The 17252-nt window shown below is 42.8% G+C and carries 19 protein-coding genes; 18 read left to right on the top strand and 1 reads right to left on the bottom strand.

The window, feature by feature from the left end; translation table 11 throughout:
* Nucleotides 1-93: 93 nt before the first annotated feature.
* The 7 genes from ACTNDS_RS12570 (at nt 94) to ACTNDS_RS12540 (ending at nt 6820) form a co-directional block, all read left to right on the top strand.
* The gene (locus tag ACTNDS_RS12570; protein WP_441036094.1) at nt 94-1413 is read left to right on the top strand and encodes a recombinase family protein; all 1320 of its coding nucleotides are present in this window, start codon (nt 94-96) and stop codon (nt 1411-1413) included.
* A complete protein-coding gene (locus tag ACTNDS_RS12565; RefSeq protein WP_441036088.1) occupies nt 1398-2072 on the top strand; it encodes a recombinase family protein in 675 nt (224 codons plus the stop codon). Before ACTNDS_RS12570 ends, ACTNDS_RS12565 begins: the two co-directional genes overlap by 16 nt.
* 262 nt (nt 2073-2334) lie before the next feature.
* Nucleotides 2335-2769 (top strand): MarR family winged helix-turn-helix transcriptional regulator, encoded by a 435-nt coding sequence (locus tag ACTNDS_RS12560; RefSeq protein WP_154431024.1) that lies wholly within the window; start codon nt 2335-2337, stop codon nt 2767-2769.
* 211 nt (nt 2770-2980) lie between these two features.
* Nucleotides 2981-3265 (top strand): co-chaperone GroES, encoded by a 285-nt coding sequence (gene groES / locus ACTNDS_RS12555; RefSeq protein WP_075681758.1) that lies wholly within the window; start codon nt 2981-2983, stop codon nt 3263-3265.
* A 46-nt stretch (nt 3266-3311) separates the two neighbouring features.
* A complete protein-coding gene (gene groL / locus ACTNDS_RS12550; protein WP_441036085.1) occupies nt 3312-4925 on the top strand; it encodes a chaperonin GroEL in 1614 nt (537 codons plus the stop codon).
* 73 nt (nt 4926-4998) lie between these two features.
* Complete coding sequence (locus ACTNDS_RS12545) at nt 4999-5505, top strand: MarR family winged helix-turn-helix transcriptional regulator (protein ID WP_075681754.1); 507 nt, start codon at nt 4999-5001, stop codon at nt 5503-5505.
* Nucleotides 5483-6820 (top strand): citrate/2-methylcitrate synthase, encoded by a 1338-nt coding sequence (locus ACTNDS_RS12540; RefSeq protein ID WP_154431022.1) that lies wholly within the window; start codon nt 5483-5485, stop codon nt 6818-6820. Before ACTNDS_RS12545 ends, ACTNDS_RS12540 begins: the two co-directional genes overlap by 23 nt.
* 314 nt (nt 6821-7134) lie before the next feature.
* On the opposite strand, the gene ACTNDS_RS12535 is transcribed toward ACTNDS_RS12540, so the two are convergent.
* A complete protein-coding gene (locus ACTNDS_RS12535) occupies nt 7135-8154 on the bottom strand; it encodes a ribonuclease H-like domain-containing protein (protein ID WP_441036083.1) in 1020 nt (339 codons plus the stop codon).
* A 126-nt stretch (nt 8155-8280) separates the two neighbouring features.
* Between ACTNDS_RS12535 and ACTNDS_RS12530 the strand changes: the two genes are divergently transcribed.
* From ACTNDS_RS12530 to ACTNDS_RS12480, 11 genes are all read left to right on the top strand, one after another.
* Entirely contained in the window at nt 8281-9144 is an 864-nt protein-coding gene (locus ACTNDS_RS12530; RefSeq protein ID WP_441036082.1) for a putative ABC transporter permease, read from the top strand.
* A 39-nt stretch (nt 9145-9183) separates the two neighbouring features.
* Nucleotides 9184-10500, top strand: a complete 1317-nt coding sequence (rsxC, locus tag ACTNDS_RS12525) for an electron transport complex subunit RsxC (RefSeq protein ID WP_441036080.1) — start codon at nt 9184-9186, stop codon at nt 10498-10500.
* Nucleotides 10501-10515: 15 nt separating this feature from the next.
* The gene (locus ACTNDS_RS12520) at nt 10516-11493 is read left to right on the top strand and encodes an RnfABCDGE type electron transport complex subunit D (RefSeq protein WP_441036078.1); all 978 of its coding nucleotides are present in this window, start codon (nt 10516-10518) and stop codon (nt 11491-11493) included.
* On the top strand, nt 11490-12098 hold the full coding sequence (locus ACTNDS_RS12515; RefSeq protein ID WP_433844269.1) for an RnfABCDGE type electron transport complex subunit G: 609 nt from the start codon (nt 11490-11492) through the stop codon (nt 12096-12098). Before ACTNDS_RS12520 ends, ACTNDS_RS12515 begins: the two co-directional genes overlap by 4 nt.
* Nucleotides 12098-12808 (top strand): electron transport complex subunit RsxE, encoded by a 711-nt coding sequence (rsxE, locus tag ACTNDS_RS12510; RefSeq protein WP_019161483.1) that lies wholly within the window; start codon nt 12098-12100, stop codon nt 12806-12808. The genes ACTNDS_RS12515 and rsxE overlap by 1 nt, the downstream gene beginning before the upstream one ends.
* 6 nt (nt 12809-12814) lie before the next feature.
* On the top strand, nt 12815-13390 hold the full coding sequence (gene rsxA / locus ACTNDS_RS12505; protein WP_008704334.1) for an electron transport complex subunit RsxA: 576 nt from the start codon (nt 12815-12817) through the stop codon (nt 13388-13390).
* Nucleotides 13391-13403: 13 nt separating this feature from the next.
* Nucleotides 13404-14195 (top strand): RnfABCDGE type electron transport complex subunit B, encoded by a 792-nt coding sequence (locus tag ACTNDS_RS12500; protein WP_173742546.1) that lies wholly within the window; start codon nt 13404-13406, stop codon nt 14193-14195.
* 117 nt (nt 14196-14312) lie between these two features.
* Complete coding sequence (udk, locus tag ACTNDS_RS12495) at nt 14313-14945, top strand: uridine kinase (protein WP_441036074.1); 633 nt, start codon at nt 14313-14315, stop codon at nt 14943-14945.
* Complete coding sequence (gene ruvA, locus ACTNDS_RS12490; protein ID WP_441036073.1) at nt 14942-15550, top strand: Holliday junction branch migration protein RuvA; 609 nt, start codon at nt 14942-14944, stop codon at nt 15548-15550. The genes udk and ruvA overlap by 4 nt, the downstream gene beginning before the upstream one ends.
* A 22-nt stretch (nt 15551-15572) precedes the next feature.
* Entirely contained in the window at nt 15573-16577 is a 1005-nt protein-coding gene (gene ruvB, locus ACTNDS_RS12485) for a Holliday junction branch migration DNA helicase RuvB (protein ID WP_441036071.1), read from the top strand.
* A gap of 200 nt (nt 16578-16777) precedes the next feature.
* Nucleotides 16778-17185, top strand: coding sequence for a cell division protein ZapA (locus tag ACTNDS_RS12480; protein ID WP_019161489.1), 408 nt, complete (start codon nt 16778-16780; stop codon nt 17183-17185).
* The last annotated feature ends 67 nt before the right edge of the window (nt 17186-17252 follow it).

Below are 17252 nucleotides of genomic sequence, written 5' to 3'. Positions count from 1 at the left end.
ACCATCTGTTGGAGAAGGAGCCGTATGAGTTGAGAGGCTCACGTACGGTTCTGATGGGGACTCAAGGGGAGGTTCCTTGGGTCTACCTACTGCATAAGCGGAACAGCCACCAAAAACAGGGATGAGTTCAACCATCTGATAAAAGACTGCGAGGCAGGGAAGATAGACATTGTGCTTGTAAAATCTGTCAGCAGGTTTGCAAGGGACACTGTTGATACATTAAATGTGACAAGGCATCTGAAGGACTTAGGCATTGATGTTTATTTTGAACGTGAGAATGTGCATTCCATTTCAAAGGAAGGGGAGCTTCTTCTAACGCTTTTAGCTGCATTTGCACAGGCTGAAAGCCAGAGCATCTCAGAAAATGTAAAATGGGCATTAAGGAAAAAGTTTAAGCTTGGTATTCCAAACGGCATAAAACCGCCATTCGGCTACAGATGGAATGGTGAAAGCTTCAGCATTATCCAGGAGCAGGGCGAGGCTGTAAGGGAAATTTATTCAAGATACCTTGCAGGGGAGTCAGCATATTCCATAGCAAAGGCTCTTGCAGACAGGGGTGTTAAAGGTAGAAGCGGTGTGCCTATAAACGATTCAACTGTAAAGCGCATCCTTTCAAGCATCTCATACACCGGAACAATGCTCTTACAGAAAAATTTTACTACAGAAGGACACAGGCGCAGAACAAATAATGGAGAACTGCCCATGTATGCCGTTGAAGAAATGTTCGAGTCTCTGGTGACAGAAGAAGATTATAAAAAAGTGCAGGTACTGATGAAACAGAGGGCAGAGCAGGTGAATAAATGTAAAAAAGAGCCGACAGTTTTTTCTGGCATTATGAAATGTGCCAACTGCGGATGTTCCATAAGCAGACGTTCACCTGCATCCGGAAAGAAATGGGTGTGCAACACTAAAGAGCGCAGGGGAATGGCGGTATGCGATTTCCGGGATATCTACGAATCAGAGCTGGAGGATGCAGCCGTCAAAGCGTTAGGCCTCACGGAATTTGATGAGGATGCTGTAAAAAAGCGTGTAGCATTTGTAACTGCCGATAATGCTTACATTACATTTAAGCTAAAAAACGGCACAGAAAGAAAAGTATTAAGGGAATACAAAAAAGGCTACAGCGGATTCTCTGGCCGTCTGTTCTGTGGACGGTGCAGCGGAAAGCTTGAATCAAACACATGGAACACCGGAAAGAACGGGCATAAACCAAAAAGCAGAGTGTGGGAGTGCAGGCACTGCAGTGCAGAAAAGCTGGCGGATAATGTCATAAGACAGGCTGCAGAGGAAATTTTCCATGAAAAACAGTGTGAAGGCCTGTTTGCACAGAACATTGAAAAAGCCGTCAATTATGATGACAGAATAGAATTTCACTATAAGAAAGGCAGGGTTATAACATGGCAAAAAGAGTAACAACTATTCCAGCTACGCTTAACCGATTTGATTCAAGACCAATACAGAGTGTAACGAAAAGAAAGGTTGCAGGCTATGCAAGAGTATCTACGGATACGGAAGAACAGGCAACAAGCTATGAGGCACAGGTTGACTATTACACAAGGTACATAAAAACAAATCCGGAATGGGATTTTGCGGGCATTTACACGGATGAAGGCATCACAGCAACTAACACAAGCCACCGTGATGGTTTCAACCGGATGATTCAGGATGCCCTTGACGGAAAGATTGACCTCATCATAACAAAGTCGGTGAGCCGTTTTGCAAGAAATACAGTTGATTCACTTACAACAGTGCGTGAACTTAAGGAAAAAGGCATAGAGATTTATTTTGAGAAAGAGAACATCTGGACGCTTGATGCAAAAGGTGAGCTGTTAATTATCATCATGAGTTCACTTGCACAGGAAGAGTCTAGATCCATTTCAGAGAATATCACATGGGGAAAAAGAAAATCGTTTGCTGATGGAAAGGCAAGCGTGTCATTTACAAGATTCCTCGGATATGACAGGGGACCGAACGGAGAGTTTGTCATCAATAAGGAACAGGCAGTAACGGTAAGATACATTTACAAGAGATTTCTTGAGGGGCTTTCAACGTACCAGATAGAAAAGAACTGACGGCAAAAGGCATTAAAACACCTGCAGGAAAGGATTGTAAAGGCAAAAGATGATATAAGATTCATATTCAAGAACGGATTTGAAGTAAGAGTATAGAAATAGGATTTGATGGCACTCGGGCAGTGAAATACTGGGGTGGTTTATGTGGAAAAAATGTAGGCGATATGATATGATAAACGATAAGATGTCCCATGAAAAAATTTTGATGGATTAATTTGATATTTTGTAAAAAGAGTAAAAACAAAATAGGAGTGAAATTTTGATGAATATTGAAAAAAATTTGAGAGGTGGAAAGTTTAATCGTCTTCTTGAAAAAGCTATGGTTGATGTAAAAAATAAGACAAACCTAAACAGATTGGAACTGGAAGTTGTTTATTTGCTATCTCATTATGATGATATAACAACATTGACGGATATATGTCGGTACACGCAGATGAATAAAGGTCATATGTCTACTACTTTAGAGAATCTTGTTAAACAAGGATACATTGTATGCAAAAGAGATGATAAAGATCGTAGATATGTGAAATATGAGCTGACTGATGCGTCGGAACATCTTTGTCAGGAAATGGAGATTCTCTGGGCAGAGTTAACCGCCAAGGTGGTGGAAGGAATTGATGAAAGTTCTTTGGCGGTATTTAACCGGGTGTCTGAACAGATTAGTCATAATATAGACAGATTGTTGGAGAATGACTAGGAATTGTTACACCGAGTAATCGGTGTGCAATTTTTTTATTTCTTTTGAAAAAATGGGTTGACATAGGTTTTTTATGTGCTATAATCCTTTTTAAACAAACAGTTTGGAAACAAACTGTTTATATATGCTTCATATGAAGCATATATTTTTTACAAAATAAGCAGCACTCAATACAAGAGAGTGCTAACAATAAAGAAAAGAGGTAATGATTATGCAGTTAAAACCATTAGGAGAGCGTGTTGTTTTAAAACAGCAGGAAGCAGAAGAAAAAACCCAGTCCGGAATTATATTACCGGATAGTGCAAAAGAAAAGCCACAGACAGCTGTTGTCATTGCAGTAGGACCTGGAAGTGAAAAGAATGGAAAGAAAACAGAAATGCAGGTAAAAGAAGGCGACCGTGTGATTTATTCTCAGTATTCCGGTACAGATGTTAAGTTGGAGGATGAGGAATATATCATCGTAAATCAGTCCGATATTATTGCAATTGTGGAGTAGTAAAATAAAAATACAGTTATTTTATATGTAGAAAGAAGGAATTAACATGGCAAAGGAAATTTTGTTTGATATCGATGCAAGAAAAAAGATGGAAGCAGGCGTTGATAAGCTGGCAGATACAGTAAAGGTGACAATCGGACCTAAGGGACGTAACGTTGTATTGTATAAATCTTACGGAACTCCTTTGATTACGAACGATGGTGTTACGATTGCAAAGGAGATTGAACTGGAAGATCCTTATGAGAATATGGGTGCACAACTTGTGAAAGAGGTCGCAACCAAAACGAATGACATTGCAGGAGACGGCACGACAACGGCAACTGTTTTGGCACAGGCTCTAGTAGGCGAGGGTATGAAAAATATAGCAGCAGGTGCAAATCCAATTATTTTGCGAAAAGGAATGAAGAAAGCAGCAGATACAACTATTGAAGCACTGGTTAAAATGAGCAAGCCTGTAACCGGAAAAGATCACATTGCAAAGGTTGCTGCAATATCTGCAGGTAATGATGAAGTCGGAACAATGATTGCCGATGCAATGGAAAAGGTTGGAGAGAATGGCGTCATCACAATAGAAGAATCAAAGACGATGCAGACAGAGATAGAGGTTGTAGAGGGAATGCAGTTTGACAACGGTTATTTATCTGCTTACATGTGTGATGATAAAGAAAAGATGATAGCTAATATGAATCATCCATACATTTTGATTACGGACAAAAAGATATCTAATATAAAGGATATTCTTCCTATATTGGAGCAGGTAATGCAGCAGGGAAGAGAAATGCTGATTATTGCAGATGACGTAGAGGGTGAAGCACTTACAACACTAATCGTAAACAGGTTGAGAGGCACACTCAAGGTCGTAGCTGTAAAGGCACCGGGGTATGGTGATGGTCGTAAGGAGATGTTAAAGGATATTGCAATTCTGACAGGTGGACAGGCAGTACTCGATGACCTTGGCATGCAATTAAAGGATATCACAGTTGATATGCTTGGACAGACTAAATCAGTTAAAGTAACAAAGGAACATACAACCATCGTGGATGGCGAGGGCAAGAAACAGGACATTGAAGAAAGAATCGCAATGATTAAGAGACAGGCTGCAGATGCTTCTGAGTACGACAGGGATAAGCTGGTAGACCGGGTGGCTAAGCTCGGCGGTGGTGTTGCAGTTATTAAGATTGGAGCCGCAACTGAAACAGAGATGAAGGAAGCTAAGTATCGTATAGAGGATGCATTAAATGCCACTAGGGCTGCTGTGTCAGAGGGCATCATCAGTGGCGGCGGATCTGCTTATGTTCACGCACAAAAGGCAGTATATGACATGATATCAAGCATGGAGGGTGATGAGAGAACAGGAGCAGAGATTGTAGCCAAGGCATTGGAGGCTCCGCTTCGTGCCATTGCTGAAAATGCAGGCCTAGAGGGTGCTGTCATCATCAATAAGGTAAAGGAGTCAGATGAGGGCATAGGCTTTGATGCAATTTCTGAACAGTACGTCAATATGGTCGATGCAGGAATTATTGATCCTGTCAAGGTTACAAGAAGTGCACTTTCCAATGCGATTAGTGTGTCATCAACCTTATTAACAACGGAGGCTGCTGTGGCAAATATTAAGGAAACAGCACCTGCAATGCCGGCACAACCGGAAATGGGCTATTAAAATAATCCATTCTCTTTTACGAAGGGAAGTGACAGTCTGTTGCTTCCCTTATTTTAAATAAAGGAGGAGTAATATGGCAGAAACTATAGGAAATACAGATATTATAAAGCTGTCCAACGAATTGATATACCAAAGGCACTTGTTTAACCGGGAGCATAGAAAAGATGTCTTTATGAAAATGAGTATCCCGGAATACATTGCATTACAATATATTGCAATGGAGGAGACATCCGACATTTATTCAGGAAGAGTCTATCTGAAGGATTTAGCGGACAAGCTTCAGATGACGATGCGACAGATTTCTAAAATGGTAGAAAAGCTACGAGATGTAGGATATGTATTATGGTCTCATGACGGTAACGGCAGTGAGGGCACCTATGTTACAATTACTGAAAGCGGACGAAGCCTGTTAAGGGCGCAGGAAGAAACACTTAAGAAGTATTACGGGAAGGTGTTCGAAAAGTTTGGAAAGGATAATTTGATTCAGTTACTACAGCTTATGAAGCAGTTGGAAACTATTATGAGCAGTGAGGTGGAGAATCTGGAGGTGAATAGAGATGACAACGGAGCAGATGAATGATTATTTTGAAGAATTGGAAGCAGTTTGTCTGAAAAATGATAACATTGCTCCGCGGTTATTTGAAGAATATGGCGTAAACAAAGGGCTTAGAGATGAAAATGGGAAAGGTGTCCTTACAGGACTTACCAACATATCAAAAATAGTGTCTTCAAAAATTGTTGATAATCAGAAGATTCCCTGCGATGGGGAATTGTGGTACCGGGGCTATCGAGTGGAAGATTTGATTCATTGTTTAGGACAAAATGAGTTTGGATTTGAAAAAATAGCATATCTTCTTTTGATGGGAAAACTGCCTGATGAAAGAGAGAAGGAAGACTTCGATAGAATTATTGGAGAGTGTAGGACATTGCCAACCAATTTTACAAGGGATGTCATTATGAAAGCACCTTCGGAGGATGTCATGAATTCCATGACCCGAAGTATTCTTACCCTGGCATCTTATGATAAAAAGGTAAAAGAACCAAGTGTCAGCAATTCGCTGCGTCAGTGCATCCAGCTCATCAGTGAGTTCCCATTGTTGGCAGTATATGGATATAATGCTTACAATCATTATGAAAAAAATGAGAGTATGTATATTCATCATCCCGATAAACAGCTTTCCACCGCGGAAAATCTATTGATGCTTCTGCGACCAGACAGGAAATATACCCTTACAGAGGCAAAGGTTTTAGATACGGCACTCATTTTGCATATGGAACATGGAGGAGGTAATAATTCTACATTTACCACAAGAGTCGTTACGTCATCCGGGTCTGACACTTATTCTACGATGGCAGCAGCAATGTGTTCGCTAAAAGGACCAAAACACGGAGGCGCCAACATTAAGGTAATGGAAATGATGGATGATATTAGGGCGCATATAAAGGATTATTCAGATAAGGATGAGATAGAAGCATACTTAAGAAGGATTGTTGATAAAGATGCATTTGACCAAAAGGGCTTAATCTATGGAATGGGACATGCAGTATATTCTATTTCTGATCCGAGGGAGAGAGTATTTAAAGATTATGTAAAACAACTGGCAGAGGAAAAGAAAAGGCAAAAAGATCTTGAATTGTATGAAAACATAGAGATGCTTGCTCCAAAGATCATAGCAGATAAAAGACATATCTATAAAGGTGTCAGTCCCAATGTAGATTTTTACAGTGGATTTGTCTACGATATGCTGGGTATACCGGTAGAACTTTATACAGCCATGTTTGCAGTAGCTAGAATCGTAGGTTGGAGTGCACACAGAATAGAAGAGATGATTTGCACGGATAAAATCATCAGACCAGCATATATGAGTGTTATGGAAGAAAAAAGACTCAGTTAGAGAGCTTTCTAACCAAGATTTCAGATGGTGTAATAATAAAATAATGCGTCAGCATATACATAAAATTAAAGAGCAGCAGACTTCATAGGGGTGTTCATTTGAACACCTTTTTGCTGTCTAAAGGGTTCATCGTTGAATTGTATCATTGGTTTGATACAGCTACCGATTGATAATCGCTATTTAACAGTTCGTTGATTTGATCCAAGACGCGACAATTCAAATTCTGTTTTAACAGTTATATGGTAGAAAAAGGGTCAGCCATAGTCTTTCTTGCGAAAGGCCACCAGGGCTGACCCTTTTTGTTACTATGCATTTTATTTCAATGCCTTGAGAAAATATGGCAAAGCATGTTCCAGATACTGTTTCTGCATCTGTGGATTCTGCAGAAATTGTTCGCTGCAATTAAACCAGGTATAACAGGTATCTTTTGTAGCTGCTTTTCGATGCTTTTTATCAATTCCGCTTCCAAGTGATTTCGGAATAATCGTATCTTCGTCCGGCAGATAATAATAATCTTTATAATTTTGATAATGCTGTTTCAGTCGTCCGTTTTCGGTTCGGACAATAAGTTTAACTTCTGTAGCTTTTCCTGTGATATAGAAAGAATTGCTTCCATTGGAGAATTCAGCTGGAAGAGCGTGTGGAAGCTCTAATGTGAAAATGACAACTTCTTCATCTGCCTCAGCATATGTAACCTCATACTCGGAATCATAAATGCACAGATAACTTAGCATCTCAAAAATTCTTCCAAGTCCCAGCACATCTTCCAGGTTATGACCGAGAATTTCTTCTGCCATAATGGCATCTCGTTTTTTCAGAAAATCTTTATAAAGCTGAATGCATTCTTTACCATTGTTATAAATTCGGTCTTTGATTCCGAGAAATTCTTCCAGACATGGCTGTTTCAGAGCAGGCAGCTTCAGAAGTGTTTTCAAAGGCTTCAGAGTCAGATATAAATCCAGGGACATTTTGTGCTCAAAAGGAGAGGGCAGTCCGTATTTTTCGTATCTTGTTTCCAGATAGGGTTGGTCAAATCGCTCTCCGTTGTAAGAAATCAGCAAATCACATTGTTGAAGAAATTGTGAAAAAATTCTCAGAATTGTTTCTTCTTCTTTGTCACTTTCGGCCATCCATTGATGAAAATACCAAGTTTCATCTTCAATTCCAACAGCTCCGATCAGGTACAAAAACGTGGATTTTCGGGATAATCCGGTGGTTTCTATGTCATAAAAAACAGGTGAAAAATTGTATTTTCGGAAGAATTTTCCGGTGAAAAATTTAACAGTCTCAAAGTCCGGAAACCCTTGTAAAATGGGCATTTTTTTAACAATCATGTTAAGAATTTTCCTTTCCTAAATTGTATTTAATTATACACAAGAAATTGAAAATTGGGTAGTGATTTTTTGAAAAAAATGGTTTATAGTATAATTAAAAAATACATATCAGAAGGAAGAAAAAGCATGTGGAATTTAACTGTTTGCGGGATTGATTTTTATCATCTTATGAATTGGCTGATTATTTACAGTTTTTTTGGCTGGGTATGGGAAACCTGTTATGTATCTGTTAAAAGCGGCAAATTTGTAAACCGTGGTTTTATTAATGGACCCTTATGTACCATATATGGATTTGGGGCGGTATCTGTTTATATGATCCTGAGACCCTTTAGCGACAATCTTCTGTATCTGTATCTGGGAGGAGTTGTTGTGGCAACTGCGCTGGAGTATGTGACAGCCGTATTGATGGAGTCTATTTTTCATACGTCCTGGTGGGATTACAGTGATAATAAATTTAATTTCCAGGGACGTATCTGCCTGGGAGCATCCCTTGGCTGGGGGGCTTTTACAGTGATTCTGTTTAAAGTGTTACATCCTTTTGTGGAATCTATTGTGATTTTGTATCCGGTTTACGTAGGCGAGATCGGCATATGCGTGATAGGAGTGGGATATGTTGTGGATTTTGCTTTCTCAGCAGCTGCGGCTTTCCGTATTCACGAGAAACTGCCTGTTATTGAGGCGGCTATGGAGCAGGCAAAGGGCGAAATGCTTGTGAAAATGCATGAGAAGATTGCCAGTGTTGGTTTTGCCAAAGAAGCTACGCTTGAGAGTGTAAAAGAACGCCTGGGAGATGTGGAAGTCCTTAAAGAAATGGAACAGAAACGTGCTGCAATTACAGCAGAGATCAGTGCAGAGCTTCAGAAGAGAAAAGAAGCTATGGCAGCAAAGGTCGGTCACAATATGCAGCGTTTCGTAAAAGCATATCCAAATCTGAACCGAGGATACAAATTACGTAATCTGAAGAACCTGAGAAACAAAAAAGAAAAATAAAGCGTTTTCGGATGCTTAATATAAAAAGGAGGGAATAAAATGGGAATTTTAACCTTTAAGGGTGGTGTTCATCCTTATGACGGAAAAGAATTATCCAAGAACAGTCCGGTAGTGAAATATCTGCCTAAGGGAGATATGGTATATCCTCTTTCACAGCATATCGGTGCGCCGGCCGCGCCTGTAGTTCAGAAAGGAGACCATGTGCTCGCAGGCCAGAAGATTGCGGACGCTGCAGGCTTTGTGTCATCACCGATCCATGCATCTGTTTCCGGTACAGTTAAGGGAATTGAACCCAGACTGACAGCAACGGGTTCCATGGTCAATTCCATTATCATTGAAAATGACCAGCAGTATGAAAGTGTGGAATTTATTCCTGCACGACTGGAAGATCTTTCGAAAGAGGAAATTCTGGCGAGAATTAAAGAAGGCGGAGTTGTGGGAATGGGCGGTGCCGGATTCCCCACACAGGTAAAGCTTGCGCCAAAGGAACCGGAGAAGATCGATCATATTCTTGTAAACGGTGCCGAGTGTGAGCCTTATCTTACCAGCGACTACAGAAGAATGCTGGATGACTCTGAGAAGCTGATCGAAGGCTTAAGAGTTATGCTGAAGCTTTTTGACAATGCGAAGGGATATATCTGTATTGAGGATAACAAGCCTGACTGTATTGCCAAGCTGAAAGAAATGGTGAAAGATATTCCACGTATTGAAGTAGCAGAGCTGATGACCAAGTACCCACAGGGTGGTGAACGTTTCCTGATCAAGGCTGTCACAGACAGAGAGATTAACTCTGCCATGCTTCCGGCAGATGCAGGATGCGTAGTTGATAACGTAGATACTGTAATTGCTGTTTATGAAGCCGTTATCCTTGGAAAACCTGTTATGGACCGTATCGTAACAGTAACAGGACAGGGGATTAAGAATCCGCAGAACTTTGATGTTCTTTCCGGAACAGATATGGCAGAACTGATTGAAGCTGCCGGTGGACTGACAGATAATGTATCCAAAGTAATCTCAGGTGGTCCTATGATGGGATTTGCCATGTATGACACTCATGTACCATGTATCAAGACCAGTTCCTCATGTCTCTGTCTGGAGAAGGATGAGGTGGCAGATGCCCAACAGACTGCATGTATTAACTGCGGCAGATGTGTAGGAGTCTGTCCCGGCCATGTCATTCCTGCAAGACTTGCAACCTTTGCAGAGCATGGTGACATGGAGAGCTTCCAGAAATTTGACGGTATGGAATGCTGCGAATGTGGCTGCTGCAGTTATATCTGTCCAGCCAAGCGTCCGCTGACCCAGATGATCAAATCTATGCGTAAGATGGTTCTGGCAAGCCGTAAGAAAAAGTAAAAGGGGGACATCATAATGGATCAGATGTTACATGTATCATCCAATCCCCATGTCCGGGATAAGATGACAACAAGCAAAATCATGCAGCTTGTGGCACTGGCACTTCTGCCGACCACACTGTTTGGAATTTATAATTTTGGCTTTCGTGCCTTACTGGTAGTAGTGATCACCGTTGCTTCCAGTGTATTCTTTGAGTGGATCTATGACAAGCTGATGCATAAGAAGAACACAATTACAGACTTCAGTGCAGTTGTTACAGGTTTGCTGCTTGCATTAAATATGCCTGCATCAATTCCGCTCTGGATGCCTGTACTTGGCAGTGCATTTGCGATTATCGTTGTAAAACAGCTTTTCGGTGGTCTGGGACAGAACTTCATGAACCCGGCACTTGCAGGAAGATGTTTCCTGATGATCTCTTTCGCAGGAAAGATGACAGATTTCGCAGTAAGCGACAGCTTCAGAGGTGTGGTAGATACTGTATCCGGTGCAACTCCTCTGGCAGCTCTGAAACAGAATGGATTTACAGACAGTTCTGTATCTGTATTACATATGTTTATCGGTGATATCCAGGGTACTATCGGTGAAACTTCTGCCCTTGCGATCCTCATCGGAGCTGCAATCCTTCTGGTTTTCAAGGTGATTGATCTGAAGATCCCGCTTACCTATATTGGAAGTTTCGCAGTATTTGTAATCCTTTACATGCTTGGAACAGGCAAGGGATTTGACGTGAACTATCTGTTCAGCCACATCTTCGGCGGTGGTCTTATGCTTGGTGCATGGTTTATGGCTACAGACTATGTCACAACACCGATCACACCAAGAGGACAGTACGTATACGGTGTCTGTCTTGGTGTACTGACTGCGATCTTCCGTCTCTTCGGCGGTTCCGCAGAGGGCGTATCCTATGCGATCATTTTCTGCAACCTGTTAGTTCCGATGATTGAACGTGTGACTGGTCACCCGGCATTTGGGAAAGGGGGCAAAAAGGCATGAGTAACAGAATTATCAAAGACACCATAGCCATTACAGTGATCACACTTGTGGCAGGACTTGCCCTTGGTGTAGTCCAGGATATTACAGCAGATCCTATTGCAAAGCAGGAAGCACAGGCGAAACAGGATGCGTATAAGGCTGTATTTGCAGATGCGGACAGCTTTGAGACCGTGGATGTGGATGCGGATGCCCTGCAGTCTTATCTGGATGAGAACGGATATGCGGCACAGTCCATAGATGAAACTATGCTTGCCAAAGATGCTTCAGGCAATGAACTGGGATATGCATTTACAGTAACCACTTCCGAGGGTTACGGCGGAGATATCCAGTTTGCAATGGGTATCCAGGATGACGGTACCTTAAATGGAATTTCCATTCTTTCCATCGGTGAGACCGCAGGTCTTGGTATGAGAGCAAACACAGATGCATTTAAGGATCAGTTCAAAGATAAGAAAGTAGACAAATTTGAATATACAAAGACCGGTGCCACAGCGGATGATCAGATCGATGCGTTAAGTGGTGCCACTATTACAACGAATGCCATGACAAACGGTGTCAATGCCGGATTATGTGCATTCCAGTATGAGAAAGGGGGAAATCAGTGATGAAACCAAACACACCTGCTGAACGTTTATATAACGGAATCATCAAAGAAAATCCTACCTTTGTACTGATGCTTGGTATGTGTCCTACACTGGCTATCACCACATCTGCAACCAATGGTATCGGAATGGGACTTACTACTACAGTAATTCTTGCGGCATCCAACTTAATGATCTCTCTTCTGAGAAACTTTATTCCGGACAGAGTGCGTATGCCTGCATTTATCGTAGTTGTTGCTTCCTTTGTAACAGTTGTACAGCTTCTTTTACAGGGATTTATCCCAAGCCTGTATGACTCCCTTGGAATCTATATTCCTCTGATCGTAGTTAACTGTATTATCCTTGGACGTGCAGAAGCATATGCATCCAAGAATAAACCTATTGCCTCTCTGTTTGACGGTATTGGTATGGGCCTTGGGTTTACCTTAAGTATCACCTGTATCGGTGCAGTACGTGAGCTGATCGGCGCAGGTTCCCTGTTCGGACATCAGATCCTTCCTCTGGCAGATGCTGCAGCAGGTAAGGCCGGTTATGAACCGATCACAATCTTTATCCTGGCACCCGGAGCATTCTTTGTTCTGGCAGCGCTTTCTGCATTACAGAACAAATTCAAAATCGGTGCAGCCAAACGTGGCATTGACCCCAGCAATCCTGATTGCGGCGGAAGCTGTGCAGCCTGCGGTAATACCATGTGTAAGGGAAAAAGGGGGTAATGGATTATGAAAGAACTTTTGATCATACTTGTAAGCTCAGCAATTGTAAATAACGTAGTCCTCAGCCAGTTCCTTGGCCTCTGTCCTTTCCTTGGTGTTTCCAAGAGTGTGGAGACAGCAGCCGGTATGGGCGGTGCGATCATCTTCGTTATTACACTGTCATCTTTTGTGACAGGTATTATTTACAATGCTATCCTGGTTCCTACGAACCTGACTTATCTGCAGACTATCGTATTCATCCTGCTGATCGCGGCACTGGTACAGTTTGTAGAGATGTTCCTTAAGAAGACAATGCCTTCCCTGTATCAGGCACTTGGTGTGTATCTTCCGCTGATCACAACAAACTGTGCAGTTCTCGGTGTTGCCCTTACAAACGTGCAGAAGGAGTATAATGTTCTTCAGGGAACAGTGAACGGATTTGCAACAGCAGTGGGCTTTACTATTTCCATCGTGCTGATGGCTGGTATCCGTGAGAAAATCGCATACAATGACATTCCAAAATCCTTCCAGGGGTTCCCTACAGTTCTGCTGACAGCCGGACTGATGGCAATTGCCTTCTTCGGATTTTCAGGACTGATTTAAGGAGGGAAATGTTATGAATATAGGAGCAATTATGGCGGCAACTGTACTGGTTGCTGCAGTAGGTCTTTTTATTGGTATTTTCCTCGGGGTGGCTGGTAACAAATTTGCAGTAGAAGTAGATGAGAAGGAAGTTGCAGTCCGCGAAGCACTTCCCGGTAATAACTGCGGTGGCTGTGGTTATCCTGGCTGTGATGGTCTGGCAGCAGCAATCGCCAAAGGTGAGGCACCTGTAAACGGATGTCCTGTAGGCGGGGAGCCTGTGGGAAAGGTGATCGCAGGGATCATGGGACAGGAAATCGTGGAGACTGCCCGTCAGGTGGCCTATGTGAAGTGTGCAGGTACCTGTGAGAAGACAAAAGACAACTATGAATACACAGGTGTGGAAGACTGCGAAATGATGGCTTTCATTCCCGGTGGCGGTGCCAAGTCCTGTACTTATGGATGCCTTGGTTTTGGAAGCTGCGTAAAAGCCTGTCCCTTCGGTGCCATTGAGGTAGTGAATGGTGTGGCTGTGGTGGATAAAGAGGCATGTAAGGCCTGTGGCAAATGTGTTGCCAAGTGTCCGAAGCATCTGATCGAGCTTGTGCCCTATGACCAGACTACATTCGTACAGTGCAGCTCTCATGCAAAAGGCAAGGCAGTTACATCAGCCTGTGAGGTTGGATGTATTGGATGTAAGAAATGCGAGAAGACCTGTCCTAATGGGGCAATTACAGTGGATAATTTCTGCGCACATATTGACTACAGCAAGTGCACAAATTGCGGGGCATGTAAAGAAGCCTGTCCAAGACACATTATTCAGTAAATTTAAAGGAGCCATTGTCCAAAAGGGGCAGGCTCCTTTTTTTGCGGAATCCTGACTTTACGGGAATGAGGTTTTATGCTATGATAAAGCACAGAAAAAGGAAGGGCGTGATACATAATGAAAAGTATTGTAATCGGAGTTGCCGGAGGATCCGGTTCAGGAAAATCTACCTTTACTAACAGGATCAAGAAATATTTTGGGGACGATGTGGTGGTGCTTTATCATGACAATTATTACCGCAGTCAGGATGGGATTCCTTTTGAACAGAGGGTGACAGTGAATTATGACCATCCGGATGCCCTGGAAACAGATCTGATGGTAGAGCATCTGAAAAAGCTGAAGGCAGGAGAATCTATTGAATGCCCGGTGTATGATTTTACAAAGCACACTCGTTCTTCCCAGGTATTAAGGATCGATCCCAAACCTGTGATCCTGGTAGAGGGAATCCTTCTGCTGGCAGATCCAAGAGTGAGAGAGCTTCTGGACATTAAGGTCTATGTGGAGGCTGATGCAGATGAGCGTATCCTCAGAAGGATTTCCAGAGATGTGGAAGAGCGGGGAAGAGATATGAAGGGAATTATTAATCAGTATCTTACCACCGTGAAGCCAATGCATTATCTTTATGTGGAGCCTACCCGTGCAAAAGCGGATGTGGTGATCAACAGTGGCAAGAATGATATTGCCTTTGATCTGTTTGTATCCAAGATCAGCCAGATTCTCAGGGAAATGAAACAGGAGGGGCTATCATGATTGCATTTGTCCGTGGAATTGCTACAGATATGACGGAAAATTCAGTGATCGTTGAGACCGGCGGCATTGGATACGAAATCTATATGACTGGCGAAGGCCTTTCCCAGCTTCACATGGGAGAGGAAGTAAAGATCCATACCTATTTTCAGGTAAGAGAGGATGCCATGCAGCTGTATGGATTCCTCAAAAAGGATGACCTGCAGATGTTTAAGCTCCTGCTGGGAGTAAATGGGGTTGGTCCAAAGGCTGCTATGGGAGTTTTATCCGGGATTACTGCAGATGAACTTCGCTTTGCAGTTCTTTCAGATGATGTGAAAACCCTGTCAAAGGCTCCGGGGATCGGTAAGAAAACGGCCCAGAAGTTGATTCTTGAATTAAAGGATAAATTAAAGCTTGAAGATGCGTTTGAGTTAAAGCTTGCCCATGAGCAGGAGAAAGCAGCAGCTTCCGGTGATGCTTCAGATGGAAGACAGGAGGCTGTAGCGGCCCTGGTTGCCCTGGGATATAGCAGTACAGATGCACTCCGGGCAGTGCGTAAGGTGACAGAGGTGTCTCCGGAAGATGTGGAGGGATTGCTGAAGGCCGCTTTGAAAAATATGCTTTAAAAATAAAACAGAGGTTTCGTGAATGGAGAAGCGAGTAATTACAACAGACGTTATAGAGGAGGATTTTACTCTTGAGGGAAATCTGAGACCTCAGACGCTGGATGAATATATTGGTCAGGAGAAGACCAAAAATACATTGAAAATTTATATTGAAGCAGCAAAACAAAGGCATGATGCACTGGATCATGTGCTTTTTTATGGCCCTCCGGGACTTGGAAAGACTACATTATCCGGAATTATTGCCAATGAAATGGGCGTCCATATGAAGGTAACCTCCGGTCCGGCTATTGAGAAGCCGGGAGAGATGGCTGCGATTCTGAATAATCTGCAGGAGGGAGATATTCTCTTTGTAGATGAGATCCACCGCCTGAACCGTCAGGTGGAGGAGGTACTGTACCCGGCTATGGAGGATTTTGCCATTGATATTATGATCGGAAAAGGTGCCTCAGCCAGGTCTATCCGCCTGGATCTGCCAAAGTTTACCCTTGTAGGAGCGACTACCAGGGCCGGACTTTTGTCAGCCCCTCTCAGAGATCGTTTTGGAGTGATGCATCATCTGGAATTCTATAATCAGAAGGAATTGCAGACGATCATTATCCGTTCTTCCCAGGTGCTGGGAGTAGAAATTGATGCCAGGGGAGCGGCGGAGATCGCCAAGCGCTCCAGGGGAACTCCCAGACTTGCCAATCGTCTGTTAAAAAGGGTCAGGGATTTTGCACAGGTAAAATATGATGGCAGGATCACTTATGATGTGGCCTGCTTTGCCCTGGATCTGCTGGAAGTGGATCAGTATGGGCTGGACAAGATAGACCGCAGGATCCTGCAGACTCTTATCGTAAATTTTCAGGGAGGACCGGTGGGCCTGGAAACACTGGCAGCAGCCATTGGGGAGGATTCCGGAACTCTGGAGGATGTGTATGAACCCTATCTGCTGCAGAACGGATTTCTCAATCGTACTCCCAGGGGAAGGATGGCCTCCGGGCTGGCTTATGAGCACCTGGGATATGCTGTTCCGGATAAGGAATAAGGAATTCCTGGGGCTTCGTAAAACTTTTTTAAAAATTTCTATACATTTGAGCTGCTTTCGAGTATAATAAATTTGATATCGGCTTGTATGTCGGTTATGAGCAAGTAGCGAAGCGGATTGCGAATATCCGCTTGACATGACGAAAGATAGTGCTGCTGCGTCAGTGAAACGGCAGTGATTAAGATACAGGAGGCTATAGGATGGCAGTAAAAAATACAGCAAAGGTAATCATAGGGGGTAAGATTATTACGCTGGGAGGTTACGAATCGGAAGAATATTTCCAGAAGGTAGCATCCTATATTAATAAAAAAATCGATGAATTAAGTGCTCTTCCGGGCTACGGCAGACAGCCCATGGAGACAAAGCATACTCTGATCAGCCTGAATATTACAGATGATTATTTTAAGGCAAAAAAGCAGGCAGAGATTTTTGAACAGGATCTTCAGCAGAAGGACCAGGAGATGTATGATCTGAAGCATGAGCTCATTGCTCTGCGTATGCAGATCGAAGAGGCACAGAAGGCAGAGAAGGAAGCACTGGAACAGAAAAGTCTTCTGGAAGGCAAGAATAAAGAACTGGAAAAACAGATCGATGAGCTGCTGAAATAGCAGACCGGAAATAATAAGGGGGGATTGCTTCGGTGATTTCCCCTTTATGCATAAAAATCTGTGGATT

It is taken from the genome of Blautia sp. HCP3S3_C12 (genome assembly GCF_052064155.1).
Classification (GTDB): Bacteria; Bacillota; Clostridia; order Lachnospirales; family Lachnospiraceae; genus Blautia_A.
The sequence above is the reverse complement of the archived record's forward strand: the minus strand, read 5'-3'. Positions and strand labels throughout refer to the sequence as shown.

Bases quoted from the DNA above. Each gene is read 5' to 3' on its own strand.
- udk (WP_441036074.1), top strand. From the start codon at position 14,313: ATGAAAAGTATTGTAATCGGAGTTGCCGGAGGATCCGGTTCAGGAAAA.
- ACTNDS_RS12480 (WP_019161489.1), top strand. From the start codon at position 16,778: ATGGCAGTAAAAAATACAGCAAAGGTAATCATAGGGGGTAAGATTATT.
- ACTNDS_RS12500 (WP_173742546.1), top strand. From the start codon at position 13,404: ATGAATATAGGAGCAATTATGGCGGCAACTGTACTGGTTGCTGCAGTA.
- ACTNDS_RS12515 (WP_433844269.1), top strand. From the start codon at position 11,490: ATGAGTAACAGAATTATCAAAGACACCATAGCCATTACAGTGATCACA.
- ruvB (WP_441036071.1), top strand. From the start codon at position 15,573: ATGGAGAAGCGAGTAATTACAACAGACGTTATAGAGGAGGATTTTACT.
- ACTNDS_RS12545 (WP_075681754.1), top strand. From the start codon at position 4,999: ATGGCAGAAACTATAGGAAATACAGATATTATAAAGCTGTCCAACGAA.
- ACTNDS_RS12520 (WP_441036078.1), top strand. From the start codon at position 10,516: ATGGATCAGATGTTACATGTATCATCCAATCCCCATGTCCGGGATAAG.
- rsxA (WP_008704334.1), top strand. From the start codon at position 12,815: ATGAAAGAACTTTTGATCATACTTGTAAGCTCAGCAATTGTAAATAAC.
- ACTNDS_RS12565 (WP_441036088.1), top strand. From the start codon at position 1,398: ATGGCAAAAAGAGTAACAACTATTCCAGCTACGCTTAACCGATTTGAT.
- ruvA (WP_441036073.1), top strand. From the start codon at position 14,942: ATGATTGCATTTGTCCGTGGAATTGCTACAGATATGACGGAAAATTCA.
- ACTNDS_RS12540 (WP_154431022.1), top strand. From the start codon at position 5,483: ATGACAACGGAGCAGATGAATGATTATTTTGAAGAATTGGAAGCAGTT.
- groL (WP_441036085.1), top strand. From the start codon at position 3,312: ATGGCAAAGGAAATTTTGTTTGATATCGATGCAAGAAAAAAGATGGAA.
- rsxE (WP_019161483.1), top strand. From the start codon at position 12,098: ATGAAACCAAACACACCTGCTGAACGTTTATATAACGGAATCATCAAA.
- ACTNDS_RS12560 (WP_154431024.1), top strand. From the start codon at position 2,335: ATGAATATTGAAAAAAATTTGAGAGGTGGAAAGTTTAATCGTCTTCTT.
- groES (WP_075681758.1), top strand. From the start codon at position 2,981: ATGCAGTTAAAACCATTAGGAGAGCGTGTTGTTTTAAAACAGCAGGAA.
- ACTNDS_RS12530 (WP_441036082.1), top strand. From the start codon at position 8,281: ATGTGGAATTTAACTGTTTGCGGGATTGATTTTTATCATCTTATGAAT.
- rsxC (WP_441036080.1), top strand. From the start codon at position 9,184: ATGGGAATTTTAACCTTTAAGGGTGGTGTTCATCCTTATGACGGAAAA.
- ACTNDS_RS12535 (WP_441036083.1), bottom strand. From the start codon at position 8,154: ATGATTGTTAAAAAAATGCCCATTTTACAAGGGTTTCCGGACTTTGAG.